Consider the following 26853-nt stretch of genomic DNA (forward strand, 5'->3'; position numbering starts at 1 on the left):
CCCATGACCATGACGCCTCGGGAGGACCAGAACCGCCGCCTGCTGCGGGCACGGGACGCCATGGACCGCGACTACGCGAGCGAGCTGGACATCCCTTCGCTCGCCCGGGTGGCACTGATGTCGCCGGCGCACTTCTCCCGGCAGTTCGCGGCGACCTTCGGCGAGACGCCGCACCGCTACCTGCAGCGGCGGCGGATCGAGCGGGCGATGACCCTGCTGCGCGACCACGACCGCAGCGTCACCGAGGTGGCGCTCGCGGTGGGCTACGACAGCCTCGGGACCTTCAGCCGGACCTTCCGTCGGGTCACCGGGCGCACGCCGAGCGACTTCCGCGACGAGGCGCCGATCGCCGCCCCGGGGTGCGTCGTGTCGCGGTGGACGAGACCGAGCAGTTTCGGAGAAGCGCCCCCGCCGCCGGCTCCCTAGGTTGGAGCCATGCTCACAGGAATCAGCCACCACTCCGTCTACGTCCTCGACCAGGACGAGGCCCTCGACTTCTACTGCGGCAAGCTCGGCTTCGAGGTGAGCGCCGACGTCGACCTGGGCTTCATGCGCTGGCTCACCATCGCGGTGCCCGCCCAGCCCGACCGGCAGATCATGCTCGAGGTGCCGGGTGCCCCCTTCGCCGACGAGGAGACCGCGGCCCAGCTGCGGGACCTGCTCACCAAGGGTGCGCTCGGCGCCGCCGCGATCCTCACGACCGACGACTGCCGGGCCACCTACGAGGACCTGCGGGCGAAGGGGGTGGAGTTCACCGAGGAGCCGACCGAGCGCCCCTACGGCATCGACTGTGCGCTGCGGGACCCCTTCGGCAACCCCGTGCGGATCACCCAGCCCGCGGAGGGCCCGGTGACCGCCGAGGACTTCGCCGAGCACGGGGAGAGCGCGACCGACCTGCGGGCCTGAGTCAGGCCATTCGCACGCCGATGTACTTCGTCTCGAGGAACTCGTCGATGCCGGTGAAGCCGCCCTCGCGGCCGACGCCGGACTCCTTGATCCCGCCGAAGGGGGCGGCCGGGTTGGAGACGACGCCCTGGTTGAGGCCGACCATGCCGGCCTCGAGTGCCTCGCTCACCCGCAGCCCGCGGTCGAGGCCCTGGGTGAAGACATAGGAGATCAGGCCGAAGGGGGTGTCGTTGGCCAGCGCGATTGCCTCCTCCTCGGTGTCGAACTCGGTGATCGCCGCGACCGGGCCGAAGATCTCGGCGCTGCCCATCTCGGCCTCCGCCGGCACGCCGGTGAGCACGGTCGCCGGGTAGAAGTAGCCGTCACGGTCCGCGGGGGCGCCGCCGAGCTGCGCGGTCGCCCCGCGGTCGAGCGCATCGCGGACGAGCTCGTCGACCTTGTCGACCGCCTTCTGGTTGACGAGCGGGCCGACGACCACGCCGTCCTCGACACCGCGGCCCATCGGCAAGGCACCCATCCGCTCCCCCAGGCGACGGGCGAACTCCTCGGCGACCGGACGCTGCACGAGGATCCGGTTGGCTGCGGTGCAGGCCTGGCCGATGTTGCGCATCTTCGCCGCCATGGCCCCCTCGACGGCGACGTCGAGGTCGGCGTCGTCGAAGACGAGGAAGGGCGCATTGCCCCCGAGTTCCATCGACGTGCGCATGACGGTCTTCGCGGCGAGCTCGAGCAGGTGCTTGCCGACCGGCGTCGACCCGGTGAAGGAGATCTTGCGCGAGCGTGGGTCGAGGATCATCGGGCGCATGACGTCGTCGCTCTTGCTCGTCGTCACGACGTTGACCACGCCCGCGGGCAGGCCCGCCTGCACGAGGATGTCGGCGAGCGCGAGGGTCGACAGCGGGGTCTCGGCGGCGGGCTTGATGACCGACGTGCACCCGGCGGCGATCGCCGGCCCGATCTTGCGGGTGCCCATCGCCATGGGGAAGTTCCACGGGGTGATGAGGATGCACGGGCCGACCGGCTGCTTGGCGACGAGGAAGCGCGAGCCGCCCGCCGGCGCGGTCATGAAGCCGCCGTCGATGCGCACGGCCTCCTCCGCGAACCAGCGGAAGAACTCGGCGGCGTAGGCCACCTCCCCCTTCGCCTCGGCCAGGGGCTTGCCCATCTCGAGGGTCATGATCAGGGCGAGCCGGTCGACGTCGGCGAGCATGAGCTCACGGGCGCGGGTGAGGATCTCGCTGCGCTCGCGGGGCGGCACCTGCGCCCACTCCGTCTGCGCCGCGACGGCGGCGTCGAGGGCCGCGGCGGCCTCGTCGGGGTCGGCGTCGGCGACCTCGACGAGGTGCTCGCCGGTCGACGGGTCGTCGACCGGCATCGTCGCGCGGGTCGTGCGCCACTCGCCCCCGATGAAGAGACCGGTGGGCACCGAGGCGATGGCCTCGCGCTCCTGCTCGCGGGTGACCTCTGGCGTGTCCGTGGTCGTCATGGAAGGCTCCTTCGTCAGCGTCCTTGCCGTCTCCCCAACCGTAGACGTATTGTCAACAATCAGACGAACAACCCCGACTTCGGAGGTCCCGATGACAGCGCTGTCCCCCCTGCTCAAGCAGGCCACCCCCGTGACGATCGACCACGCACTCGGCACGGAGATCTTCGACGTCGACGGCAACCGCCACCTCGACTTCACCGCCGGCATCGGTGTCGTGAGCACCGGGCACTGCCACCCCAAGGTCGTCGCCGCCGCGCAGGAGCAGGTCGGCAAGCTCATCCACGGCCAGTACACGACGGTCATGCACCAGCCGCTGCTCGCCCTCGTCGACAAGCTGCAGGGTGTGCTCCCTTCGCACCTCGACAGCCTCTTCTTCGCCAACTCCGGCAGCGAGGCGCTCGAGGCCTCCCTGCGCCTCTCCCGCCAGGCGACCGGCCGGCCCAATGTCATCGTCTTCCACGGCGGCTTCCACGGCCGCACCGTCGCGACGGCGACGATGACGACCTCCGGCACCCGCTTCTCGGCCGGCTTCAGCCCGCTCATGGGCGGGGTGCACGTCGCCCCCTTCCCCACCGCCTACCGCTACGGCTGGAGCGAGGAGGAGGCCACCGCCTTCGCCCTCAAGGAGCTCGACTACATCCTCGCGACGCTCACCTCGCCCCAGGAGACCGCCGCCTTCATCGTCGAGCCGGTCCTCGGCGAAGGGGGGTACATCCCCGGCAACACCGCCTTCTTCCAGGGTCTGCGCGAGCGGGCCGACAGGCACGGGATCCTCCTCGTCATGGACGAGGTCCAGACCGGCTTCGGCCGCACCGGCAAGATGTTCGGCCACGAGCACTTCGACGTGAAGCCGGACATCATCACGCTGGCGAAGGGGATCGCCTCCGGCTTCCCCATCTCCGGCATCGCCGCGAGCGAGGAGCTGATGAGCAAGGCGTGGCCGGGCTCGCAGGGCGGCACCTACGGCGGCAACGCCGTCGCCTGCGCCGCGGCCGTCGCCACCCTCGAGGTCATCGAGGAGGAGGGCCTGGTCGCCAACTCCGCCGAGCGCGGGACCCAGCTGCTCGAGGGCGCGAAGGCCGCCGCCGTCGACGGGATCGGCGACGTGCGAGGCCTCGGCCTGCTCGTCGGCAGCGAGTTCACCGCCGCCGACGGCACGCCCGACACCGCCCGCGCCCAGGCGGCCCAGCAGCTGGCCGCGAAGAAGGGCCTGCTCCTGCTCACCTGCGGTGCGCACATGAACGTCGTGCGGATGATCCCGCCGCTCGTCGTCACCGCCGAGCAGATCGACGAGGCCCTGGAGATCTGGGGCAAGGTCCTGGCGGAGGTCTGAGCCATGGCCCGGTACATCACGATCGCCCTCGAGTCGCGCGGCGTGGTGTGCCGGGCGCGGCTGCTCGACGACGAGGCGCCCCTGACCTGCGCCGCGGTGTGGGATGCGCTGCCCGCGGGCGGTGACGCCTTCCACGCGAAGTACGCGCGCAACGAGGTCTACACCCTCGTCCCGCGGATCACCGCGGCACCCCACCGGGAGAACCCCACCGTCACCCCCATCCCTGGGGACGTGTGCCTCTTCGACTTCGAGCCGTGGGAGATCGGCAACCCCGCCTACGGGTACGAGCCGGGGTCAACCGCTCATGCCGAGCAGGGAGCCACCGACCTGGCGATCTTCTACGGCCGCAACAACCTGCTCATCAACGGCGACATGGGCTGGGTCCCCGGCTCGGTCTTCGGCGCGATCGAGGAGGGCCTGTCCGAGATGGCCGATGCCTGCAACGACCTGTGGCGCAACGGCTTTGCCGGCGAGCGGTTGCTCTTCGCGCGGGCCTGACCTGCGCGCCAGCACGCTCGACATGAGCACCTGCCCCTTCGCAAGGGTTCGGAACTCTTGCTGTCATGTCGCATGGCACGTGGGACTTCCCGGTCACGCGCCTCCACCTGCGCCCGGTAGGTCCCGCAGCCAGAGCCGCGCGATCCGTTCGTCATCCCGGGTGATCGCATGGCCCACCGGCAGCACCTGGTGCGTGACCCGAGCGCCCATCGCGCGCAGTTCGCCCGCCAGGCGACGTCCATCACCGGGCGATCGCCGTTCGTCGTGGGCACCGTCGAGGACCAGCACAGGCACTCCCTGCAACTGCGTCCGAGGCGGTTGCTCGAAGGGGGCCAAGGGGCGGAAGAGCACCGCTCCCCCGAGCGCACTTGGGTGCGACATCAGCAGTGCGGCCGCCATGATCGCGCCGTTGGAGAATCCCACTGCGACCGGTCGCGAGTCACCGAGACCGACGGCCAGCTCCCGGATGCATCCGGCCAGATCAGGCACGCGCCCCCGCAGGTCAGACTCGTCCACCCGCCGATCCTCATGGCGTCGGAAGAAGCCATACCCACGTGACATCGTCACCGTCCCCCGCAGTCCCACCCGGGTGCTGGTTGGGGACACACGCTGAGCCAGATCCAGCAGGTCCGTCTCGCGGCCGTTTGAGCCGTGCAGCAACATCAAGGGGGCTCTGCCCGGGTCGGTGCCGCGGACGACGTACGCGTGCTCCGACATGCTCACCTCCCATGCGCGGTAGGGCCGTACCAGATGGCGCCGACTCTGCCGTTGCTCCGTGCTGTGGTTCTGACTCACAGTACGGAGCAACGGCAGAGCCACGAGAGGACCCGATCGCGCCAACGCGCTCGGACCGGCTCAGCCCGTGAGCACGCCCTCCATCCAGCGCGCCGCGGCCAGGACGAGGTCGTCGGAGTGCCGCGGACCGATGATCTGCAGGCCGACCGGCAGGCCGGCCGAGGTCGTGCCGCACGGGATGCTGATTGCCGGCTGCTGGGTCATGTTGAAGGGATAGGTGAAGGGCGTCCACTGGGCCCAGTGCGTCATGCCGCTGCCCGGGGGGACGTCGTGGCCGGCCTCGAAGGCGGGGATCGGCATCGTCGGCGTGATGAGCAGGTTGTGCTCCTCGTGGAAGGCACCCATCGTGATGCCGAGCCGTGCGGCGACGGCACGCGCCTCGAAGACGTCGACGCCGCTCACCGACTCGCCCAGGTCCCAGGCCCGGCCGAGCTCGGGGTCGATCGTGTCGCGGGCGCCCGGCATCGTCCGCAGCAGCGTCGCCGCGCTGGCGCCCCACAGCAGCTCGAAGGCGTCGAAGGGGTCGTCGAAGCCCGGGTCGGTCGCGGTGACGTGCAACCCGGCGGCGTCGATCTTGGCCACCGCGGCGTCGACGGTCGCGGCGACCTCCGGGTCGACGTCGACCCACCCGAGGTCTCGCGAGTAGGCGACGTGCAGCCCGGTGAGGTCGCGGGCGAGCTCACCGCGGAAGGTCGCGCGCGGCGGTGCGAGCGCCGTCGGGTCGCGGTGGTCGGGCAGCGAGATGATGTCCATGAGCAGCGCCGCGTCCTCGACGGTGCGCGTCATCGGGCCGGCGTGGGCGAGCGGCCCGAAGGGGCTGGCGGGGAACATCGGCACCCGCCCGTGGGTCGGCTTAAACCCGACGATCCCGCAGAAGGACGCAGGGATGCGGATACTGCCCCCGGCGTCGGTGCCCACGGCGACCGGGCCCATACCGGCGGCGACGATGGCGGCCGCGCCACCGGAGGACCCGCCAGCGGTCATCCGGGTGTCGAGGGGGTTGCGGGTCACGCCGGTCAGGGGCGAGTCGGTGACGCCCTTCCACGCGATCTCGGGCGTGGTGTTCTTGCCGACGAAGACCATGCCGTCCTCGCGCAGTCGCGCGGTGACGGGGGCGTCGACGTCCCAGGCCTGGTCGGGGTCGATCGACTTCGAGCCACGAAGGGTGGGCCAGCCCTTGGTGAGGAAGATGTCCTTCATCGAGGTGGGCACCCCGTCGAGCAGCCCCTGGGGAGCGCCGGCCTGCCACCGGGCCTCCGACGCGCGGGCCTGCGCCAGGGCGCTGTCCCGGTCGACGAGGCACATCGCGTTGATCTCGCCGTCGACCTCGTCGATCCGGGCCAGGACCGCCTCGGTCGCCTCGACGGGCGAGAGCTCCTTGGCGCCGTAGGCGGCGACGAGCTCGACGGCGGTCATCTCGGTGGGGGTCATCGGGTGCTCCCGTCGGTCGGTACGTAGCCCAGCGAGGTGTCGACGACGTCGCGCAGCGGCTCCCCGTCGACCCACCGGGCGAAGTTGTCGGTGAAGACGCGCACGAGCGCGTCACGCCACCCGACGAAGTCGCCCGAGTTGTGCGGGGTGATGCGCACGTCGGGCAGGTCCCACAGGGGGTGGTCGGCGGGCAGCGGCTCGGTGTCGAGGACGTCGAGGGCGGCGCCGGCGATGGCCCCCTCGCGCAGCGCCGCGACGAGGTCGTCGGTGACGACCGACTCGCCGCGGCCGACGTTGATCAGGCGGGCGTGGTCGGCCATCGCGCGGAAGGCGGCGGCGTCGAGCATGCCGCGGGTGTCCTCGGTGAGCGGGGCGATGCACACGACCCAGTCGGCACCCGCGAGGGCCTCGTGCAGGTCATCCTGGGCCGTGACCGTGCCGAAGTCGGGGTCGTCGGTGCGCGCCCGCCGACCGGAGCCGGAGACGCGGATGCCGGCCGCGCGCAGGAGCCGGGCGATCGCCCGGCCGATCTGGCCGGTCCCGATGACGAGGGCGCTCGTGCCGGCGACGCGCTCGGACTCGCGGTGCACCCAGCGGCGCGCCTGCTGCAGCTCCCACGAGCGCGGCAGGTCCTTGGCAAAGCTCAGCACCTGCCCGAGGACGTACTCCGCGATCGCCTCGTCGAAGACGCCGCGCGAGTTGGTGAGCACGACGTCACTCGCCCGCAGCTCGGGCGAGAGGATCGCGTCGACGCCGGTCGAGGCGACGTGGATCCACTCGAGGGCGTCGGCGGCGGGCCAGGCATCGGGGATCGCGCTGGAGAAGAAGTCGTAGGCGAAGAGGACGTCGGCACCGACGATCGCCTCGGGCAGCTCGGCCGCGGTCGCGTAGCGCACCTCGCGCGCCCGCTCCACGACCGGGGCCATCGAGCTCTCACTGGGCATCTCGCCGTCGTGGAGCACGACGACGACGGGCTGGCGAGACATGTTGACAACGTATGAGCGGGTTCCTAGATTGTCAACAATCTGGCAATCCCGGTGCGAAGGGAGGTCCGCACGTGGTCCTGACCGGCGCGGAGCTCGACGGGCCGCTGGCCCAGCGCGGCATCGGGGTCATCGCCCCCTTCGACCTCGCCCTCGAGCGAGAGCTGTGGCGGTGGGCGCCGTTGGAGGTCAGCTTCCACCTGGCGCGCACCCCCTTCGAGCCGGTGCCCGTGAGCCTCGAGATGGCGCAGCGGGTCTCGTCGGTGAGTGCCCTGCAGGCCGCCACACGCGACGTGCTCGGGGTCGAGCCCGAGGTCGTGGCCTACCTGTGCAGCTCAGGCAGCTTCATCCACGGTCGTGACGGCGAGACCGCGCTCGTCGACGCGATCCGCGAGGCCGGCGCCCCCGAGGCGCTGACCTCCTCCGGAGCTCTCGCGGAGGCGGTGACCACCCTTGGGCTGCAACGCATCTCGGTCATCACGCCCTACGACCAGCCGCTGACCGACCGGCTCGTCGACTTCCTCGGCGAGCTCGACGTCGAGGTCGTCACCCAGCAGCACCTCGGTCTCGCCGGCGGCATCTGGCGGGTCAACTACCGCACCGTCGCGGCGCTCGTCGAGGCCGCCGACGACCCGGCGGCCGAGGCGATCTTCGTCTCGTGCACCAACCTGCCGACCTACGACATCATCGACCCGCTCGAGCGCGAGCTCGGCAAGCCGGTCCTCACCGCCAACCAGCTGACGGTGTGGGCCTGCCTGGCCCGGATGGGCCTGCCGATGATGGGGCCCGGGAGCTGGTTGAGGGAGGCCTTCGGCCGATGAGCACACCACCCCAGACGGCGCCGACGACGGCGGGCATCATCTACCCGGACCACGCCGCCGAGGACGAGTACCCCTGGGCCGCAGACCTGCTCGGCGTGCAGCTGCCCGTCGTGCACGTCTACGGCACCGACCTGCACGCCGTCCCGGAGCTGCTCGACCTCGGGCGGCCCGACCGCCTGGCCGACGGCGCGGCGCGCCTGGCCGAGCACCGACCGCAGTCGGTCGTGTGGGCGTGCACCTCGGGCAGCTTCGTCTACGGGCCCGAGGGAGCGCGCGACCAGATCAACCAGCTCGCCTCTGCCGCAGGGGTGCCCGCGTCGAGCACGAGCGCCGCCTTTGTCGACGCCCTCGCCCACCTCGGCCTGACCCGGGTCGCCGTGGCGGCGAGCTATCCCGACGACGTGGCCCGCCTCTTCGTCGACTACCTCGCGGCCGCCGGCGTCGAGGTCGTCGCGATGGGCAGCGCCGGCATCGACACCGCCGCCGAGGTCGGCCACCTCACCCCCGAGCAGGTCGTCGAGCTGGCCGTCGCCCGCGACCATCCCGAGGCGCAGACGCTCCTCGTCCCCGACACCGCGATGCGTACCCTCGCGGTGGTGCCCGAGCTCGAGGCCCGCCTCGGCAAGCCGGTCCTCACGGCCAACCAGGTGACGATCTGGCAGGCGCTGCGGCTCGCGGGGTCGACGCCGACGACGCCGGACCTCGGCGCCCTCTTCGCCCGACGCCTCCCCACGCAAAGGCAGGTCCATGCCCGTCAGTGAGCTCAGCCCCAACCCGCGCCGGTCGACGGTCGAGTACATCGCCGACGAGCTGCGCGACGCCATCATGGCCGGGCGTCTCGAGCCTGGCGAGCAGCTCGGCGAGGCCGACCTGGCACGGCGCTTCGAGGTCTCGCGGGGCCCGCTGCGCGAGGCGATGCAGCGACTGGTCTCCGAGGGGCTGCTCCACGCGATCACCAACCGCGGCGTCTTCGTCACCGAGCTGACGCTCGACGACGTGCTCGACGTCTACCGCACCCGCTCGGTCATCGAGCGCGGCGCCCTCGAGGTCGTCCTCGACGAGGCCCGTCGCGAGGAGACCGCCGACGAGCTCGACGACGTCGTGCGCCGGATGCGTCGGGCCGCGGCGAAGGGGGATGGTCCCGCCGTCTCCGACGCGGACCAGCACTTCCACGAGGTGCTCGTCGAGGCCTCGGGCAGCCCGCGCCTCATCCGGGCGATGCGCACCCTGCTCGTCGAGACCCGCATGTGCCTCGGCGAGCTGCGCACGACCTATGGCGACCTCGAGACCCAGGTGCACGAGCACGAGGAGCTGCGCACGGCGATCCTCGAGGCCAGCCCGGCGAAGGCCAAGGCGGCCCTCCAGGCACACCTCGACGACGCCGTCAGCCGCCTCGTCGACAAGCGCGAGGCCGCACGACCTTAAGGAAATGCGACCGCCGGCTCGACCCCCTTCGCCTCCTCCCAACCCTGCAAAACCCTAGGGTTTTGGAGGGTTTGGAGTGGCGAACTCTGCAAAACCCTAGGGTTTTGCAGGGTTACGGATGGCGGACCCTGCATTGCCGTTGGGCAATGCAGAGTCGCGGCAGCCGTCAGGGGATGACGATCTGCGCGCCCTCCAGCGCGTGCAGGTTGCTCGACGCGAGCGCAAACCCGCTCTGCCGCATGGGGATCCGGTCGCAGATCCAGCGCTCGGCGAGGACGGCGACCTTGGCGCGCATCTCCCCCGAGAGCCGGTCGAAGGAGTCCTGCGGGTCGCAGCCGACCTGGCCCTGCAGCAGCCACCACGCCCATGCGGCCGCACCGGCATTGGCGATGAAGTCGGGCACGACGACGACACCGCGGGCAACGAGCGCGTCCTCGGCGCCCCACGTCGTCGCAGCGTTGGCGGCCTCGACGACGACCCGGGCCGCGACCGCGTCGACGTTGTCCTCACGGATCGCGTAGGAGACGGCGGCCGGGACGAAGATGTCGGCCGCGATGCCGACGATGGCCTCGCGCGGCAGCTGCTGCACGTGCGCCGGCACCCGCGCCCGGTCGATCTCGCCGTACTCGTCGCGCAGGTCGAGCAGGGCGGGCACGTCGAGTCCCGCCGGGTCGACGAGCGTGCCACGCGCGTCGGCGAGTGCCGTCACCCGGGCCCCGGCCTCGTGGAGGTACCAGGCCGCGCCGCCACCCATCGTGCCGACGCCCTGGATCGCGATCGTCGTCTCCGGGATCGCCCAGCCGAAGCCCTCGGCCGCGCCCAGGCAGGCCTCCGCGACGCCGTAGCCGCCGATGACGTCACCGAGCGGGTAGCCGTCGTCGGTCATCACCTCGAGGCCGGCCTGCACGCGCGCCAGCGTCTCCTCGGGCTGCGGCGAGCGCGAGATCGCCGCGTGGAAGGACTGCGAGAGGCCCACCTCGGCGAAGACGTCGTCGATGAGCTGCTGCGTCACGCCGAGGTCCTCGGCGGTGACCCACCGGCCGTCGAGCCACGGCCGCATCTCGGAGAAGAATCGAGTGAGGACACCGAAGGCCCGCGGGTCCTTCGGGTCGAAGTCCACGCCCCCCTTCGCCCCGCCGACGGGCAAACCGAAGGCCGCCGTCTTGGTGGCCATGCCACGCGCCAGGTCGCCGACCTCGCTGATCGTGCAGCCGGGCCGCATGCGGGTGCCGCCGGTGGCGATGCCGCCGACGAGGGTGTGGACGACGAGGTAGCCGTGCGCACCGGTGACCGGGTCGACCCAGGTGATCTGGTGCGCGGGCTCGCGGTCGACGAAGTCGTGGGCGGGGTTGGTCGTGTGGGTCGTCGTCACGTCGTGACCACCTCTCGAAGGGGGGAGCAGTCCGGCTGCGGTGGGGAGCCGTACGGCCAGCGTCAGCGCGTGACCTGCTTCACGTCCAGTTACAGAAGGTGCACGTGATCGTGCACCGACGCTGCACGGTCGCCGCCTCCCCCGCCACGAGCGGCCCGCGGCCTACTGTGGGCGGATGGAGCTGTCCCTGCGACGTCTGCAGATGCTGCGCGAGCTCCACCGGCGCGGCACGGTGACCGCTGCCGCCCAGGCTCTGCACTACAGCCCGTCGGGCGTCTCGCAGCAGCTCGCCCAGCTCGAGCGCGAGGTCGGGGTCAAGCTCATCGAGAAACACGGCCGCCGGGTCCAGCTCACCGAGCTCGGCCTGCTCCTGTCCGACCACGCCGAGGAGATTCTCGGCTCCGTCGAGCGGGCCACCGCGGCCATCGAGGCGGCGCAGGCGGGCATCACCGCGCGCCTGACCGTCGGCGTGTGGGCGTCGGTCGCCTCCGGTCTGCTGCCGCGCGCCCTGTCGGCGCTGCACCTCGACCACCCCGGCATCGAGGTGCGCACGAGCGAGCTCGCCCCCGAGGAGACGGCCGACGCCGTGCGTGACGGCCTGCTCGACCTGTCCTTCGTCATCGACTACTCCAGCCACACCATCGACCCCGACCCGGCGCTCCAGCGCACGGTCGTCGCCGTCGAGCGCCTGCACGCCGCCGTGCCCGAGGGGGCGATCACCGGCGAGACGGTGGCGCTCACCGACCTCGCGGACTTCCCGTGGATCCTCGCCGGGCCGAGGTCGCACTTCGGTCGGGCGGTGCGGGTCTGGTGCCACGAGCGCGGCTTCGAGCCGCGCATCGCGCACACGGTCGAGGAGCAGTTCACCGCGCTGGCGATGATCGCCGGTGGCCTCGGGGTCACCCTCGTCTCCGACCTCGGCCTGACGCTGCTGCCGCCGGGCGTCGACGTCATCCCGCTGGACGAGCCGGTGCTGCGGACCGTCTCCATCGCCCATCGGGCGACGACGTCACCGCGCCCGTCCATCGACCTCTTCGTCGAGGCCGTCCGCACGGCGGCCGCCGAGCAGGGGCTGGCGGCTGGCCCGCCGGCTCCCCCCTTCGCCCCCGGGGTCTAGTCCCGACCGCGGGCGAGGAGCAGGCCCAGACCGGCGCCGACCTGCCAGACGACGACCGCGTAGACGGCCGTCCTCTCCGCGGTCCCGAAGCCGACCGCATTGGTCAGGGCGAGCACCCAGCCGAGCGCGCAGACCGCCGTGCACGCCGCGGTCCAGGCGGCCAGCGCGCGGTGGCGCCACAGGGCGCCGGTGAGGGCCGCGAGGAGGACGAGCCCACCGCCGATGGCCAGGAGCGCGCCGGCCCCGTGCACGGTCGCGCCGGCGGGCGAGAGGCCGACGAGGACGAGCCCCGCGGAGTAGACGGCGACGAGCGGGAGCACGAGCCACCGCCACCGCGGGACGAAGGGAGCCAGCACCCACCCCGCGAGCAGGGCCCGCAGGCCGGAACCGATGAAGGTCGCGTTCATCACCGCGTGCCGGGTCGAGACCGCACCGTCGGGCATCTCGAAGGGCACCCCCAGCGCGCTGATCGCGTCGACGGTCAGGTCGTAGGGGCGCCCCTGCCAGCCCGCGAGCGCCCACGCCTCTCCGGCGAAGTACAGCGCGGCCAGCAGGAGCAGCAGGCCCCCGAGTCGGCGACGGATCACGCGGAGGACGAAGGGGGGTCCGCCGGCGGTGCGCCGGGACCGGCCTCGCCGGCAGCCGCCACATCGGGACCAGCCTCGTCGGCAGGCCCGGTCGCAGGACCGGCACCGGCGCCGGGCTCGGGCCGCTGGTCGGCGACGAGGTCGACGCCGGCCGCGAGGCCGGAGCGCACCTTGCCCAGCAGGTCGGTGGCCTTGCCGCCGGTCACCCGGTCGATCTCGCCCTCGGCGTGGCCGAGCCACTCGTGCGCCTGCTCGCGGTGCGCGTCGACGAAGCCGCCGGCCGCGCTCACCGCGTCCTGGGCGAGCTTCGCCGCAGCCGCACCCGCCTGGGCGAGGTGCTTGTCGAGCTCGAGGTCCTCGATGGCTTGGCGTGCATCGCGCTTGCCCTCGGTCACGGGAGTCACGCCCCCTTCGTCGTCAGGTGCTCGTCGAGCCAGCCGATGACGCGCTCGGTGACCTCATCACGCACGGTGTCGTTGAGCAGCTCGTGGCGACCCTCGGGATAGAGCTCGAGGGTGACGTCACGAACCCCGGCATCGCGGTACCAGTCGGCGACCTTGCGCACGCCGTCGCCACCGACGGGGTCCGCGGCACCGGAGAGGACGAAGATCGGCAGGTCGACGGGGGTGCGAGCCGCCATCTTGGGCAGGGAGTTGACCCCGCCGAGCAGGTCGGCGTAGAAGCCGGCGGTGAAGACCTCGCCGCAGCGCTCGTCGTCGATGTAGGCCCGCACCTCGGCGGGGTCGCGCGAGAGCCAGTCGAAGTCGGTGGCGGCGGGCGCGAAGGCCTTGTTGTAGGAGCCGAAGGTCAGGGAGTTCATCAGGCGCGAGGTCGCGCGGCGACCGCGCACCCGGGACTCGACCTTGGCGACGACCTCGCCGACCCGGCCGAGGAGGCCCGCGTCGCTCGCGGTCCCGCTGAAGACGGCACCCGCGAGGTCGTGCCCGTAGCGGGTGACGTAGTCGCGGCCGAGCAGCGAGCCCATCGAGTGGCCGAAGAAGAAGAGGGGCAGGCCGGGGTGGGCCGCGAGGGCGGCCTCGGCGACCGCGTGCATGTCGTCGACGGCGGCGTCCCAGCCGTGGTCGTCGGCGAAGTAACCCCGCTCCTCCGGCAGGCTCGAGGTCTCGCCGTGCCCCCGGTGGTCGTGGATCCACACGGCGTAGCCGGCGTCGGTGAGCGCCTGGGCGAAGCGCGCGTAGCGCGCGGAGTGCTCAGCCATGCCGTGGGCCAGCTGCACGACCCCCTTCGCCTCGCCGTCAGGCAGCCAGGTGCGGACGAAGAGGGCGAGCCCGTCGTGCGGGGAGGTGACGGTCGTCGTGTCGGCGCGCATGCGCCTCACCCTAGCGACGGGTGGACTCAGGCGATGCACAGTTGACGGTGCAATAATTCGCCCCGATCCGGCCCCCAGACCCGAGGGACTCATGAGCAGCAAGAAGAAGTCCGTGTCCGCCCGCGACGAAAAGCTCGCCGCGGCCCGCAAGCAGCAGCAGGCCTCCGAGCGTCGACGCTCCGCGCTCATCGCGGGGGCCGCCGGCCTGGCGATCGTCATCATCGCGGCCGCGGTGACCTGGGCGATCCTGGGCGAGCGCGACGAGCGCCAGGCAGCCGGTGACCTGTCGGGGGTCAAGACCTTCGACTACAAGGGTGGCAACCACGTCGACGGCAAGATCGACTACAAGGAGTCGCCGCCGGTCGGCGGCGAGCACAACGCCGTCTGGCTCAACTGCGGCACCTACGACGAGCCCGTGCCCAACGAGCACGCCGTCCACGCCCTCGAGCACGGCGCCGTGTGGATCACCTACGACCCCGAGCTGCCCGAGGCCGACGTCAAGAAGCTCGACGACGCCCTGCCCGACACCTACACGGTCCTCTCGCCCTACGAGGGCAAGATGCCGAGCAAGATCGTCCTCTCGGCCTGGGACCACCAGCTCTCCGTCGACTCGGCCGACGACCCGCGGATCAAGGGCTTCATCAAGGAGTACCGCCAGGGCGAGCAGACCCCCGAGCCGGGCGCGGCCTGCACGGGTGGGGTGACCCCCGAGACGAGCCTCGTCAAGTGACCCCCAAGGTCGTCCTCGCCGTCGTCGTCGCGCTCGCGCTCGGCCTGCTCGGCGGGCTGTCCCTCAGCCGCACCGGCGGGGACGACCACCCGGGTGACCGCAGCGTCGCCGCGGGCTTCGCCCGCGACATGCAGACCCACCACGACCAGGCCGTCGAGATGTCGTGGATCGTCTACGACCGCACCGACGACACGCTCGTCCGCTCGCTCGCCTACGACATCGCCCGCACCCAGTCACACCAGTCCGGACAGATGGCCGGCTGGCTGCAGGTCTGGGGGCTGTCCCCCACCGGGCCCGGCGAACCGATGGACTGGATGAAGGGCCTGGGCCACGACCACGGCGCCGAGGCCACCGAGCTCGGCGAGGACGGCCTCATGCCGGGCATGGCGACCCCGGAGGAGATCACGAAGCTCGAGGGGCTGCGCGGCAGGCGGGCCGAGGTCTACTACCTCCAACTGATGATCCGCCACCACAAGGCCGGCGTCCCCATGGCCGAGGCCGCCCGCGACAGCTCCGGCAACCGGGCCGTCGAGACGCTCGCGTCGTCGATCATCAAGAGCCAGACGACCGAGGTCGAGACGATGACCAATATGCTCAAGGAGCGCGGCGCCAAGCCACTACCGGGATGATCTCCCGGGCGCACGAATCCGGGGGTAGACCATGACATCGACGACGACACTGGATCAGCGATCCGCGGTGCACCGCGTCCTCACGTACGCCACCTGCGTCTTCGCCTTCGTGGCGTGGCCCTTCGTGCCATACGCAGCAGCTGGAGCAGCCCTGCTGAGCATCGCCTTCCTGGCCCTGTGGACTCCCGCCAGTTCGGTGGAACGCTGGTCCGTCCAGGCCGTGGCGACCTTTGCCTTCGTCGCCGCCGTTGCAGTGTGGTTCGCGACGCCCGTGGGCATCTCCGGCTGAGCCGACGCCGAGCCCCTCCCCGCTCCCTGAGGAGCTTGCGCAGCAAGCGTCTCGAAGGGAGTGTGACCCCATGGACTTCGGGATCGAGACGATCAGGGCAGCCGCCGAGCGACTCGAGGGCCGGGTGCGGCGCACCCCCCTGCTCTCCTCCCCGATGCTCGACGAGCTCTGCGGCGCAACGGTGCTCGTCAAGGCCGAAGCCCTCCAGCTCACCGGGTCCTTCAAGATCCGCGGTGCGCTCAACACGCTGCTGTCGCTGAGCGACGAGGAGCGAGCCGCCGGTGTCCTCGCCTTTTCCACCGGCAACCACGGCCAGGCCGTCGCTGCGTCGGCACGCATGACGGGCTCGACGGCGACGATCGTCATGCCGCAGGACGCGCCGCGGATCAAGGTCGACGGCTGCCGCTGGTGGGGCGCCGAGGTCGTCTTCTACGACCCCGCCACGCAGGACCGGGAGGTCGTCGGCCGTGAGCTCGTCGAGCAGCGCGGGCTGACCCTCGTGCACCCCTACGACGACCCGCGCGTGATGTCCGGCCAGGGGACCGTGGGTCTCGAGATCGTCGACCAGCTGCGCGAAGGGGGTCACTCGCCTGACGCGGTCATCGTCCCGTGCAGCGGTGGCGGGCTCTCGTCCGGCGTCATCACGGCGGTGCGGGAGACGTACCCGGGGGCGGCTCCCTTCGTCGTGGAGCGGGATGGCTACCCCAAGATGGCGCGCTCGCTCGCCTCCGGGCGGGTGGAAAAGGTGCCTGCCGTGCCGGTCTTCCTCGACGCCATCGGCTCGCCGACGGTCGGCGAGCACACGCTCGCCGCGCTCTCCCGGCACGAGGTGACCGGCCTCGAGGTCACCGACGACCAGGCGCGGGTCGCGATGCGTGAGTCGGCCCGCACGCTCAAGCTCGTCGTCGAGCCCGGCGGGTCCGCGGCGCTGGCCGCGCTCATCGCGCAGCGGGAGCGCTTCGCCGGGCAGACCGTCGTCGTCGTGGCGAGCGGCGGCAATGTCGACGCCTCGGTCATGGCCGAGGTGTTCGCCGCTCCCTGAGTGGGTCCCACGTGCCGCGTGGGCGGCCGCCCGCGGCCGTCTCGAAGAATCAGTCCCGGGGCACCGTCGCGACCTGACCCGCCCGCTCGAGACTCTCCGCGACGAAGCCGCTCGCCTTGAGCTCGGCGACGATCTCGTCGAGCTCGGTCACGAGCCGCTCGGGCCGCTCCCGCGGGACGGCCACGGCCTGACGGATCGCCTGGAAGGCCGGCTCGAGCACCGTCAGCCCGTGCTCCTGCGCATAGGCCGTGATCGGCTGGCGCACACCGGAGAGGACATCGGCTCCCCCTTCGTAGGCCTGCTCGACCTCGTCACCACGCACGATCGTCGCGTGCTCGATGGTGCGGGTCAGGTAGAGGTCGTAGGCGGACCCGCGGCGGGTGGCGATGGTCGTCCCCGGCCGGTCGACGTCGACGATGGTGAGCGAGGCGTCTCTGGTGGCGAAGACGCCCTCGATCTGGACGTAGTGGGTCGTGAAGCGCACGCCCTCCTCCCGCGCCGGCTCGATCGCGAGGAAGCCGAGGTCCGCTCGCCCGTCGACCAAGGCCGCGTAGGCGTCACGGGCCGCGGTGACGGGCAGCAGCTCGACGTCGACCCCGAGACGGGCCGCGACCTCCCGGGTGATGTCGACCGTGACGCCGGTGGGCTCCTGCGGCGTCCCCTGCACGAGGACGGGGTTGCCGAGGTTGATGACGGCGCGAAGGGGGCCGGTCGGGCAGAGGTCGGCGCGGAGCGTGTCCGAGGTGGTGGGCATGGTCCATGTATACCGGGGCATCGCCGACGCTCGCCGCCGTGCTCGCGGGCCCTACTCCCCCATGACGCCGGCCAGCTGGTCCGCTGCGAGCTCGCGGTCGGCGTAGACGAGACGGACGGCGGCCGGGTCGGGGTTGCCGGCGTCGGGGCCGCGGTGCTGGAGCGTCAGGCCGAGCTTGTCGACGACCCGCCGGGATGCGTGGTTGTGCTCGAGGAGGTAGGCGACGACGGGCACGTCCCGCACGGTGGGCGCCGCCTCGAGCGCGGGACGGGCGGCCTCGGTGGCGAGGCCCTGGCCGTGGGTCTCGGCGCCGAAGCGGTAGCCGAGGTTCCACCAGGCCGCGCGCGGCGAGCACCCGACGTGACCAATGACGGCGGCGTCGTCGTGACCACGCACGATCCAGGGTCCGAGCCCGACGTCCCGCCAGGCGACGGTCCAGGCGTCGAGCATCCGCGCGGTCTGCTCGACCGTCGTGTGGCGCAGGGACGGGAAGTGCGTCCACACCCGCGGGTCGGAGTAGATCGCGAAGAGCTCCGCCAGGTCGTCTCGGCTCGGGGCGTCGAGCCGCAGTCGCTCGGTCGTCAGGTGACGCAGGTCGGTCATGAGTCGAGTCCACCACGCTCGACCGACACCGCTCGGACGTGCCCTGTGGACCGGGGACGTCACGCTGTCGTCCCGCCCGGATACGGTCTGACCGTGGCCCTCCATCTCCACCGCGCGCAGCGCACCGACACCCTCGCCGACGAGCTCGGCGGGCTGCTGGCGAGCCCGCTGCCCGACCCCTTCGCCCAGGAGGTCGTCGTCGTGCCCGAGCAGGGCATCGAGCGGTGGTTGGCCCAGCGGCTGTCCCACCGTCTCGGCCGGGGCGAAGGGGGTCAGGACGGGGTGTGCGCCGGCGTCACCTTCCTGCGGCCGCGCTCTCTCGTCACGATGCTCACCGGGCGAGACGACGACGACCCGTGGCTGCCGCAGCACCTCGTCTGGCCGCTGCTCGAGGTCATCGACGCCGGGCTCGGGCAGCCGTGGTGTGCGACGCTCAGCCGGCACCTCGGACACGGCACCGACGACCCCGACGGCACCCGCGCCGGCCGCCGGTACTCGGTCGCGCTGCGCCTGGCCCGACTGCTCCACCGCTACGGGCAGAGCCGGCCCGCGATGCTCACCGACTGGCACGAGGGGCGCGACACCGACGGCACCGGCGCACCGCTCGACCACGACCTGATCTGGCAGGCCGAACTGTGGCGACGCCTCGTCGGCGTCGTCGACGCGCCGCCGCCGGACGTGCGGCACGCCGAGACGGTGGAGCGGCTGCGTGGCGACGGCACGGAGCTCGAGCTGCCGGAGCGGCTCTCGCTCTTCGGGCACACCCGGCTCGCGGTCACCGAGGTCGAGCTGCTGCACGCCCTCGCCAGCAGCCGTGACGTGCACCTGTGGCTGCCCCAACCCTCGCCCGACCTGTGGGAGCGACTGGCTCCCTTCGCCGCCGAAGGTGTCGTGGCCCGCGAGGACGACGCCACGAGCGACCTCGTCCGGCACCCGCTGCTCGCCTCTCTCGGCCGGGACTCGCGCGAGCTGGTGCGGGTGCTGGGGACGGGGGGCGAAGGGCCGGGGTCTCGAGGCTCGGCCGCGGACGGCCTCACACCGCCTACGCGGAGCGTGGGACCCAGACCAACGGAGAGGGCGAGTGGGGAGGCGCGGTCGGTGCTCGAGTGGCTGCAGGCCGACCTACGCGACGACCACGTGCCCGATGAGGCCGAACGATCGAAGCGGTCGGTGCTCCCCGACGACCGGTCGGTCCAGGTGCACGCCTGCCACGGGCCGGCGCGGCAGGTCGAGGTGCTGCGCGAGGTGCTCGTCGGCCTGCTCGACGACGACCCGACCCTCGAGCCGCGCGACGTGCTCGTCATGTGCCCCGACGTCGAGACCTATGCGCCGCTCATCGGCGCGGCCTTCGGCCTCGGCGAGCACGGCACCGACGCCGACGGCGTCGACACCCACCCCGCCCACCGGCTGCGGGTGCGCCTGGCCGACCGGTCGCTGCGGGCCACCAACCCCCTGCTCGACGTCGCCGACCGCGTCGTCGGGCTCGCCGGCGGGCGCCTCACCGCGAGCGAGGTGCTCGACCTCGCGGCGAGCGGACCGGTCCGGCGCCGCTTCGGCCTCGACGACGACGACCTCGCGACGATGACCCGCTGGGTCAGCGACTCCGGCATCCGGTGGGGCTACGACCAGGCGGGGCGGGCCCCCTTCGCCCTCGACGTGGAGCCGCAGGGGACCTGGCGTTTTGGCCTCGACCGGCTCCTCGTCGGCGTCACCGTCTCCGCCGACGGTCCGCTGCAGGTCGGCGGCGTCATGCCCCTCGACGACGTCGGCAGCGGGTCGGTCGACCTCGTCGGCCGGGTGAGCGAGCTGCTCGCCCGGATCGGTGAGGGACTCGACCGGCTCGAGCACGCCGGCCCGGCCACCGAGTGGATGGGCGCCCTCACCGAGACCGTCCTCTCGCTGACCGACGTGCCCCCGCGCGAGCGCTGGCAGGTCGGCGACCTCCAGCGCACCCTCGGCTCCGCCGCCCGGCACGCCAGCGACGACGTGCCGCTGCGCCTCGCCGACGTGCGGGTGCTGCTCGCCGACCAGCTGGCGGGGCGCCCGAGCCGGGCGAGCTTCCGGACCGGCGGCCTCACCGTGTGCACGATGACGCCGATGCGCTCGGTGCCGCACCGCGTCGTGTGCCTGCTGGGCATGGACGACGACTCCTTCCCTCGCCAGCAGGCGATCGACGGCGACGACGTGCTCGCGCGCCGCCCGATGACGGGCGAGCGCGATGCCCGCAGCGAGGACCGCCAGCTGCTCCTCGACGCCGTCCTCGCCGCCCGCGAGCGCCTCGTCATCGCCTACACCGGCGCCGACGAGCACAGCGGCGAGCCCTGCCCGCCCGCCGTGCCGCTCGGCGAGCTCCTCGACGCCGCCCGTGAGACGACGAGCTGCCCGATCGAGGTCACGCACCACCCGCTGCAGCCCTTCGACGCGCGCAACCTCACCGTCGGCGGGCCCGGGGGCGAGCGACCCTTCAGCTTCGACCGCTCGGCCCTGCTCGCCGCCCGCGCCGCGGTCGGCGAGCGCACCCCGCCCGGGCGACTCGTCACCGCTCCGCTGCCGACCGGGGTCATCACCGATGTCGGCCTGGCCGATCTCATCGCCTTCTACGACAACCCTGCGCGCGGGTTCCTGCGTGACCGGCTGCAGGTCGGCGTGAGCCGCGAGGCCGACGAGGTGAGCGACCGGCTGCCGGTCGAGCTCGACGGGCTCGAGAAGTGGGCCGTCGGCGACCGCGCCCTGCGCGCCCGCATCGCCGGCCAGGACCCGCGCTCGATCTACCAGGCGGAGCTGCTGCGCGGCGCGCTGCCACCCGCCGGGCTCGGCGAGGCGACGCTCGAGGAGATCGGCCGCGCCGTCGAGCAGCTCATGGGCCAGCTCGCACTCGGGCCACCCGAGGACCCGCGCTCGGTCGACATCGAGGTCACCCTGCCCGGCGACCGTCGCCTCACCGGCACCGTGGACGGCGTCCGCGGTCTGCACCTCGTCGACGTCACCTACTCCCGGCTCGGGGCCAAGCAGGTCATGGCCGCGTGGATCCGCCTGCTGGCGCTCACCGCTGCCGGCGCGGACGACGAGGGCTGGCAGGCCTCGACCCTCGGCAAGGGCTCGCGGGGCAAGGTCGCGCGCACGAGCTATGGAGTGCTGCCCCGCGATGCCGCCCGCTCGCACCTGACGACCCTGCTCGACGTCTTCGCCCTGGGCCAGACCGCGCCGCTGCCCCTGCCGGTCAAGACCGCGCACGCGTGGGCCCAGGCGGTGAGCCGGAACCCCACACGCACCCGGCTCGCCCAGCAGCAGGCGGCCAAGGAGTGGGAGGCGTCGCTGCTCAAGAACGGCGACGTCATCCCGGGCGAGCGGGACGACTCCTGGTGGCGCCTCGTCCACGGGCGCGAGGCCCCCTTCGACGTGCTGCTGCAGACCCTCGCCGGCCCGGGCACCGACCTGGCCAGCCTCGCCCCGCGGGTGTGGGCACCGGCGCTCGACAACGTGGGGAGCACGGCATGAGCGCACTCACCCCCTTCGACATCGCCGGCGAGCTGCCGACGGGCACGGTCCTGCTCGAGGCGAGCGCCGGCACGGGCAAGACGTGGACGATCGGCGCGCTCGTCGCCCGGCACGTCGCCGAGGGAGTGGTGCGGCTCGAGGACATGCTCGTCATCACCTTCAGCCGGGCCGCCTCCCGCGAGCTGCGCGAGCGCGTCCGGGAGCACCTGCGGCACGTCCACCGGCTCGTCGCCGACCCCGCCCTGCCGACCGACGACGAGGTCGTCACGCTGCTGCGCCAGGGCACCGCCGACGAGGTCGCCGAGCGGGCTCGACGGCTGCGCGACGCGCTGACCCACTTCGACGCGGCGACGATCGCGACGACGCACCAGTTCTGCCAGCTCGTGCTGCGCGGGCTCGGGGTCGCCGGCGACACCGACCAGCACGCCCGCCTCGTCGAGGACCTGTCGGACCTGCGGGACGAGGTCGTCGACGACCTCTACGTCCGTGGCTTCGCGAAGGGAGGGCCAGCCGCCTTCTCCCGCAAGCGCGCCGGCGAGATCGCCCGAGCCGTCACCGAGAACCCGCACGCCGAGCTCGACCCGAGCGCCCTCGACGGGCTGAGCGCCGACGCGCGCAGCCTGCGCTTCGCCCACCTCGTTCGCGCGGAGCTCGACCGGCGCAAGCGCCGCCTCGGCGTCCTCGGCTACGACGACCTGCTCTCCCACCTCGCCGCCGCCCTCGAGGACGAGGACTCTCCCGCACGCGAGCGGATGCGCCAGCGCTGGCGGGTGGTGCTCGTCGACGAGTTCCAGGACACCGACCCGGTGCAGTGGCAGATCCTCGACCGGGCCTTCAGCGGGCACAGCACCCTCGTGCTCATCGGTGACCCCAAGCAGGCGATCTACGGGTTCCGCGGCGGCGACGTCGACACCTATCTCACCGCCGCCGAGTCGGCGACGACCCGGCACACCCTCGGGGTCAACCACCGCTCCGACGGTCCTCTCGTGCGCAGCCTCGGGGTCCTGCTCGGCGGGGCGCAGCTCGGCGACGAGGAGATCGTCGTGCACCAGGTGAGCGCCGCCCGTGACGGCTCGCGCCTCGGCATCGCCGACGGCACCGCCCCCGACGGACAGCTCGCCCCCGTGCGGCTGCGCGCGGTGCCGAGCGCCCGCGTCGAGCAGCCCGGGCAGAACATCTCGATCGCCACCGTCCGCCCGCTCGTCGCCGCCGACTGCGCGGCCGAGATCACCCGGCTGCTCGCCGGCCGCACGACCTTCGACGGGCGCCCGCTGCGGGCGGGCGACATCGCCGTGCTCGCCCACACCCGCAAGCAGCTCGACACCGTGCGCTCCGCCCTCACGGCCGTCGGGCTGCGCTCGGTCATCGTCTCGAGCGAGAGCATCTACGACTCCGTGGCCGCGGAGCACTGGCTCACCCTCCTCGAGGCGATGGAGCTGACCCACCGCGCCGAGCGGGTGCGCGCGGCGGCGCTCAGCCCCTTCGTCGGGGCCACCGCCACCGACCTCGACGCCCGCGGCGACGACCTGACCGAAGAGGTCGCGCACCGGCTGCGCACCTGGGCCGCCCTGCTCGGGCGACGCGGCGTGGCCGCCGTGCTCGCCGCAGCGACCGCCGACGGGCTCGACGCCCGCGTCCTCGGCCGCACCGACGGCGAGCGCCTGCTCACCGACCTGCGGCACATCGGCGAGACCCTCCACCAGCGGGTCGTCACCGAGGGCGACGGCCTCGCCTCGCTCACCGCCTGGCTGCGCGAGCGCATGGCCGCCAGCCGCAAGGAGGAGCGCGCCCGTCGCCTCGACAGCGACGCCGACGCGGTCCACCTCGCGACGATCCACGCGAGCAAGGGCCTGCAGTACCCCGTCGTCATGCTGCCCTTCGTGTGCGACCGCTGGCTGCCGCGGCCCGACGTGCTGCACTTCCACCGCGCCGACCGCACCCGGGCGCTCGACATCGGCATCACCTCCGACGACGGCCGCTCCGACCGCCTCGCCCGAGCCGCGGCGGAGGAGAGCGGCGAGTCGCTGCGGCTGCTCTACGTCGCGCTCACCCGCGCGCAGAGCCAGGTCGTCACGTGGTGGTTCCCCTCGGCTCAGAGCACCGGCCCGTCGCCGCTGCACCGCATCCTGCTCGGCCGCACCCAGGGGCAGGCCGAGGTCCCGCCGAAGCACCCGGTGCCCGGCGACGAGACCCTGCAGGACCGGCTCGCCGACTGGGAGCGGCGGGGTGCGCTGCGGGTCGAGTACGTCGACCGGCCCGCCCCCGTGACGATGTCGCAGCCGCAGCCGGTGACCGACCTGTCGGTCCGCGACTTCACCCGCACCGTTGACGACGCCTGGCGCCGGACCTCCTACACCGCGCTCACCCGCCCCCTCGAGGAGGTCCCCCGGGCCAGCGCCGAGGAGCTCGTGGCCAGCGAGCCGGAGGTCACCGACCGTCAGGACGAAGGGGGTCCCGCTGACCTCGTCGTGGCGGGCGGGGCCGACGCGGCGGGGGCTGCGGGAGGCGAGGGTCATCTCCCTTCGCCCATGGCGGAGCTGCCCGTCGGAGCGGGCTTCGGCTCGCTCGTCCACGCGGTGCTCGAGGAGGCCGATGCGCAGGCGGAGGACCTGCTCGGCGAGCTGCGGGCGCACATCGAGGAGCAGATCATCGCCTGGCCGGTGCCCGACCTCGACCGGGACGCCCTCGCCGCGGCGCTCGTCGAGGTCATCGAGACCCCGCTCGGGCCGCTGGCTCCCGGCACCCGGCTGCGCGACGTCGGGGCGCGGGACCGGCTGTGCGAGATGGACTTCGAGCTGCCGCTCGGCGGTGGCGACGTCGCCCCGCCGCCCAGCGACGACGGCGCCGTGCTCGGTGACCTCGCCGCCCTCATGCGCGAGCACCTGCCGGCAGACGACCCGGTGCTGCCCTTCGCCGACGTGCTCGACGACCCCGTGCTCGGTGACCAGGCGCTGCGCGGATACCTCACCGGCTCCGTCGACATCGTCCTGCGCCTCGGCGAGCGGCACCTCGTCGTCGACTACAAGACCAACTGGCTCGGGCCCGTCGACACCCCGCTGACGACGGCCCACTACGACCCGACGGCGCTGCGCGAGGCGATGACGCACTCGAGCTATCCGCTCCAGGCGATCCTCTACGGGGTCGTGCTGCACCGCTTCCTGAGGTGGCGGCAGCCGGGCTACGACCCGCACCGGCACCTGGGCGGCGTGCTCTACCTCTACCTGCGAGGCATGGCCGGGGAGCGGACACCGCTCGTCGACGGGCACCCGACGGGCGTCTTCTCGTGGGCACCACCGGTCGAGCTGATCGAAGGTGTCTCCGACCTGCTCGACGGGCGCCGGCCCGCGGGCGTGGGCGTGGGCGCGGCCACGAATGAAGGGGTGGACCGATGACCGAGGTGCTCGACCGCTACGACCGCCGCGTCGCCCGCACCGCCACCGGCGAGCTCGCCGAGCTCAACGCCGCAGGCGTCATCGAGGCCGCCGACGTCCACGTCGCCAGCCGGCTCGCGACGCTGGTGGGCGAGGAAGATCCCCTGGCACGGGTGACGCTCGCGCTCGTCGTGCGGGCGGCCCGAGAGGGCTCGACGAGCCTCGACCCGGAGCACGCCCGCGAGCTGCTCGCCGAGGCATTCGAGGTGACTGCGACCGACTATCCGGTCGGGGACACCTCCACCCAGCGGCCGGGCGCGGTCGAGGACACCTCCACCCAGCAGTCGGGCGCGGTCGAGCTGCCGCCGACGCCCGAGTGGCTCGAGCAGGTGCGGGGCAGCGCACTCGCCGAGGCAGGAGTGCTGCTCGTCGAGCACGACCTCGTCTACCTCGACCGCTATCACCGCGAGGAGGTCCAGGTAGCCCAGGACCTGCAGCGCCGGGCCGAGACGCCGGCCCCCGAGGTCGACGAGCAGATGCTCGAGGCGGGACTGGAGCGCGTCTTCCCCAGCACGGGCTGGGGCGAGCAGCGCGACGCGGTCCGGGCTGCCGCCGGGCGCCTGACGACCGTGCTCGCCGGTGGCCCGGGGACCGGCAAGACCTCCACCGTCGCCGGGCTGCTCACCCTGCTGCTCGAGCAGGCCGAGGCCACCGGTCACCGGCCGCGGATCGCCCTGGCCGCCCCGACCGGCAAGGCCGCCGCCCGGCTGCGCGAGTCGGTCCTCGGCTCCCTGGGCCACATGCCCGAGCAGGACCGGCAGCGCCTCGGCACCGACATCGAGGCCGTCACCGTCCACCGGCTGCTCGGGTGGCGGCCCGACAGCGGCAACCGCTTCAGGCGCGACCGGGGCAACCCGCTGCCCCACGACATCGTCGTCGTCGACGAGGCCTCGATGCTGTCGCTGACGCTCACCGCCCGCCTGCTCGAGGCCCTGCGCCCGAGCGCCCGGCTGCTCCTCGTCGGCGACCCCGACCAGCTCGCCTCGGTCGAGGCCGGTGCCGTGCTCGCCGACCTCGTCGCGGGCTACGGCGACGATGGCCCGGTGGCGCGCCTGCAGACCTCGCACCGCTTCGGCCACGAGATCGGCGCCCTCGCCGAGGCCGTGCGCGTCGGCGACGCCGACCGGGTGCTCGAGCTGCTCGCGCAGGCCGGCCCGGGTGGCCCGGTCGAGCACCTGCCGGTCGACGACGTCATCGAGGCCGACGAGGCCCTGCGCCCCCGGCTGCTCACCCACGCCGAGCGGCTGCGCGACCTCGCCCTCGCGGGCCGCTACGCCGACGTTCTCCGCGAGCTCGGCGAGCACCGGCTGCTGTGCGCCCACCGCGACGGACCGTGGGGCGTCGGGCCGTGGAACGATCGGGTCGAGCGCTGGCTCGCCGAGTCGAGCGACCACCTCGGTCGCCAGGTCGTCGGCCGGCCGCTGCTCGTGACGACCAACGACCGGGGCCTGGGCCTCTTCAACGGCGACACCGGCGTCATGGCGCTGCGGGCCGACCACCGCGTCGTCGGGGTCTTCGGCGAGCCGGACGCCCCGGTCGTCCACGCCGCCTCGACCCTGGGTGACGTCGACACCGCCCACGCACTGACGATCCACAAGAGCCAGGGCAGCCAGGCACGCTCGGTCACCGTGCTCCTGCCCGACGCCGACTCTCGCCTGCTCACCCGCGAGCTGCTCTACACCGCGATCACCCGCGCCCAGGAGTCGGTGACGCTCGTCGGCTCGGTCGAGGCCGTGCGGGCCGCGGTCACCCGGCGCACCCAGCGGGCGACCGGGCTGCGGCACCGGGTCTGA

25 protein-coding genes are annotated in these 26853 nt (G+C 73.0%); 15 read left to right on the forward strand and 10 right to left on the reverse strand.

Annotated features, from left to right (window positions below):
• The first annotated feature begins 9 nt into the window (after positions 1 to 9).
• Complete coding sequence (locus NMQ01_RS15050; protein WP_255186387.1) at positions 10 to 426, forward strand: helix-turn-helix transcriptional regulator; 417 nt, start codon at positions 10 to 12, stop codon at positions 424 to 426.
• A 9-nt stretch (positions 427 to 435) separates the two neighbouring features.
• Complete coding sequence (locus tag NMQ01_RS15055; RefSeq protein WP_255184709.1) at positions 436 to 906, forward strand: VOC family protein; 471 nt, start codon at positions 436 to 438, stop codon at positions 904 to 906.
• Between the two features lies 1 nt (position 907).
• On the opposite strand, the gene NMQ01_RS15060 is transcribed toward NMQ01_RS15055, so the two are convergent.
• Complete coding sequence (locus NMQ01_RS15060; protein ID WP_255184710.1) at positions 908 to 2392, reverse strand: NAD-dependent succinate-semialdehyde dehydrogenase; 1485 nt, start codon at positions 2390 to 2392, stop codon at positions 908 to 910.
• A gap of 91 nt (positions 2393 to 2483) precedes the next feature.
• On the opposite strand from NMQ01_RS15060, the gene NMQ01_RS15065 reads away from it, so the two are divergent.
• Entirely contained in the window at positions 2484 to 3725 is a 1242-nt protein-coding gene (locus NMQ01_RS15065; RefSeq protein ID WP_255184711.1) for an aspartate aminotransferase family protein, read from the forward strand.
• A 3-nt stretch (positions 3726 to 3728) separates the two neighbouring features.
• On the forward strand, positions 3729 to 4223 hold the full coding sequence (locus NMQ01_RS15070) for a DUF3830 family protein (RefSeq protein ID WP_255184712.1): 495 nt from the start codon (positions 3729 to 3731) through the stop codon (positions 4221 to 4223).
• A 93-nt stretch (positions 4224 to 4316) separates the two neighbouring features.
• Here NMQ01_RS15070 and NMQ01_RS15075 read toward each other — a convergent pair whose 3' ends face one another.
• The 3 genes from NMQ01_RS15075 to NMQ01_RS15085 form a co-directional block, all read right to left on the reverse strand.
• Positions 4317 to 4940, reverse strand: coding sequence for an alpha/beta hydrolase (locus tag NMQ01_RS15075; protein WP_255184713.1), 624 nt, complete (start codon positions 4938 to 4940; stop codon positions 4317 to 4319).
• A 138-nt stretch (positions 4941 to 5078) separates the two neighbouring features.
• On the reverse strand, positions 5079 to 6449 hold the full coding sequence (locus NMQ01_RS15080) for an amidase (RefSeq protein ID WP_255184714.1): 1371 nt from the start codon (positions 6447 to 6449) through the stop codon (positions 5079 to 5081).
• Positions 6446 to 7435: a D-2-hydroxyacid dehydrogenase gene (locus tag NMQ01_RS15085; RefSeq protein WP_255184715.1), complete on the reverse strand. Its 990-nt coding sequence runs from the start codon at positions 7433 to 7435 to the stop codon at positions 6446 to 6448. Before NMQ01_RS15085 ends, NMQ01_RS15080 begins: the two co-directional genes overlap by 4 nt.
• A 71-nt stretch (positions 7436 to 7506) precedes the next feature.
• Here NMQ01_RS15085 and NMQ01_RS15090 point away from each other — a divergent pair, with 71 nt between their 5' ends.
• From NMQ01_RS15090 to NMQ01_RS15100, 3 genes are read left to right on the forward strand one after another with little or no spacing between them, the layout of a single operon-like run.
• Positions 7507 to 8253 (forward strand): hypothetical protein, encoded by a 747-nt coding sequence (locus tag NMQ01_RS15090; protein WP_255184716.1) that lies wholly within the window; start codon positions 7507 to 7509, stop codon positions 8251 to 8253.
• Entirely contained in the window at positions 8250 to 9014 is a 765-nt protein-coding gene (locus NMQ01_RS15095; protein WP_255184717.1) for a maleate cis-trans isomerase, read from the forward strand. The genes NMQ01_RS15090 and NMQ01_RS15095 overlap by 4 nt, the downstream gene beginning before the upstream one ends.
• On the forward strand, positions 9001 to 9678 hold the full coding sequence (locus NMQ01_RS15100) for a GntR family transcriptional regulator (protein ID WP_255184718.1): 678 nt from the start codon (positions 9001 to 9003) through the stop codon (positions 9676 to 9678). The genes NMQ01_RS15095 and NMQ01_RS15100 overlap by 14 nt, the downstream gene beginning before the upstream one ends.
• A gap of 166 nt (positions 9679 to 9844) precedes the next feature.
• Here NMQ01_RS15100 and NMQ01_RS15105 read toward each other — a convergent pair whose 3' ends face one another.
• The gene (locus tag NMQ01_RS15105) at positions 9845 to 11050 is read right to left on the reverse strand and encodes a Glu/Leu/Phe/Val dehydrogenase dimerization domain-containing protein (RefSeq protein WP_255184719.1); all 1206 of its coding nucleotides are present in this window, start codon (positions 11048 to 11050) and stop codon (positions 9845 to 9847) included.
• Positions 11051 to 11225: 175 nt separating this feature from the next.
• Between NMQ01_RS15105 and NMQ01_RS15110 the strand changes: the two genes are divergently transcribed.
• Complete coding sequence (locus NMQ01_RS15110; RefSeq protein ID WP_255184720.1) at positions 11226 to 12167, forward strand: LysR family transcriptional regulator; 942 nt, start codon at positions 11226 to 11228, stop codon at positions 12165 to 12167.
• On the opposite strand, the gene NMQ01_RS15115 is transcribed toward NMQ01_RS15110, so the two are convergent.
• The 3 genes from NMQ01_RS15115 to NMQ01_RS15125 are packed head-to-tail and all read right to left on the reverse strand — an operon-like array spanning position 12164 to position 14084.
• Positions 12164 to 12754 carry a DUF998 domain-containing protein gene (locus tag NMQ01_RS15115; protein ID WP_255184721.1) on the reverse strand — a complete coding sequence of 197 codons (591 nt, stop codon included), beginning with the start codon at positions 12752 to 12754 and terminating at the stop codon, positions 12164 to 12166. The two genes, NMQ01_RS15110 and NMQ01_RS15115, sit on opposite strands and share 4 nt — an antisense overlap.
• The gene (locus tag NMQ01_RS15120) at positions 12751 to 13158 is read right to left on the reverse strand and encodes a hypothetical protein (RefSeq protein WP_255184722.1); all 408 of its coding nucleotides are present in this window, start codon (positions 13156 to 13158) and stop codon (positions 12751 to 12753) included. The genes NMQ01_RS15115 and NMQ01_RS15120 overlap by 4 nt, the downstream gene beginning before the upstream one ends.
• Complete coding sequence (locus tag NMQ01_RS15125) at positions 13155 to 14084, reverse strand: alpha/beta hydrolase (RefSeq protein ID WP_255184723.1); 930 nt, start codon at positions 14082 to 14084, stop codon at positions 13155 to 13157. Before NMQ01_RS15125 ends, NMQ01_RS15120 begins: the two co-directional genes overlap by 4 nt.
• A 91-nt stretch (positions 14085 to 14175) precedes the next feature.
• Between NMQ01_RS15125 and NMQ01_RS15130 the strand changes: the two genes are divergently transcribed.
• From NMQ01_RS15130 to NMQ01_RS15145, 4 genes are all read left to right on the forward strand, one after another.
• Entirely contained in the window at positions 14176 to 14814 is a 639-nt protein-coding gene (locus tag NMQ01_RS15130) for a DUF3105 domain-containing protein (RefSeq protein WP_255184724.1), read from the forward strand.
• Positions 14811 to 15443 (forward strand): DUF305 domain-containing protein, encoded by a 633-nt coding sequence (locus tag NMQ01_RS15135; protein ID WP_255184725.1) that lies wholly within the window; start codon positions 14811 to 14813, stop codon positions 15441 to 15443. Before NMQ01_RS15130 ends, NMQ01_RS15135 begins: the two co-directional genes overlap by 4 nt.
• 67 nt (positions 15444 to 15510) lie before the next feature.
• Positions 15511 to 15732 carry a hypothetical protein gene (locus NMQ01_RS15140; protein WP_255184726.1) on the forward strand — a complete coding sequence of 74 codons (222 nt, stop codon included), beginning with the start codon at positions 15511 to 15513 and terminating at the stop codon, positions 15730 to 15732.
• Positions 15733 to 15802: 70 nt separating this feature from the next.
• Positions 15803 to 16774: a threonine/serine dehydratase gene (locus NMQ01_RS15145; protein ID WP_255184727.1), complete on the forward strand. Its 972-nt coding sequence runs from the start codon at positions 15803 to 15805 to the stop codon at positions 16772 to 16774.
• 49 nt (positions 16775 to 16823) lie between these two features.
• Here NMQ01_RS15145 and NMQ01_RS15150 read toward each other — a convergent pair whose 3' ends face one another.
• Both NMQ01_RS15150 and NMQ01_RS15155 read right to left on the reverse strand, forming a co-directional pair.
• Complete coding sequence (locus NMQ01_RS15150; RefSeq protein WP_255184728.1) at positions 16824 to 17528, reverse strand: transporter substrate-binding domain-containing protein; 705 nt, start codon at positions 17526 to 17528, stop codon at positions 16824 to 16826.
• A gap of 51 nt (positions 17529 to 17579) precedes the next feature.
• Positions 17580 to 18131, reverse strand: a complete 552-nt coding sequence (locus tag NMQ01_RS15155; RefSeq protein ID WP_255184729.1) for a GNAT family N-acetyltransferase — start codon at positions 18129 to 18131, stop codon at positions 17580 to 17582.
• Positions 18132 to 18224: 93 nt separating this feature from the next.
• On the opposite strand from NMQ01_RS15155, the gene recC reads away from it, so the two are divergent.
• The 3 genes from recC to recD are packed head-to-tail and all read left to right on the forward strand — an operon-like array spanning position 18225 to position 26853.
• Positions 18225 to 21629 carry an exodeoxyribonuclease V subunit gamma gene (gene recC, locus NMQ01_RS15160; RefSeq protein WP_255184730.1) on the forward strand — a complete coding sequence of 1135 codons (3405 nt, stop codon included), beginning with the start codon at positions 18225 to 18227 and terminating at the stop codon, positions 21627 to 21629.
• The gene (locus NMQ01_RS15165; protein WP_255184731.1) at positions 21626 to 25021 is read left to right on the forward strand and encodes a UvrD-helicase domain-containing protein; all 3396 of its coding nucleotides are present in this window, start codon (positions 21626 to 21628) and stop codon (positions 25019 to 25021) included. Before recC ends, NMQ01_RS15165 begins: the two co-directional genes overlap by 4 nt.
• The gene (gene recD, locus NMQ01_RS15170) at positions 25018 to 26853 is read left to right on the forward strand and encodes an exodeoxyribonuclease V subunit alpha (RefSeq protein ID WP_255184732.1); all 1836 of its coding nucleotides are present in this window, start codon (positions 25018 to 25020) and stop codon (positions 26851 to 26853) included. The genes NMQ01_RS15165 and recD overlap by 4 nt, the downstream gene beginning before the upstream one ends.

It is taken from the genome of Janibacter sp. CX7, from assembly GCF_024362365.1.
GTDB lineage: Bacteria > Actinomycetota > Actinomycetes > Actinomycetales > Dermatophilaceae > Janibacter.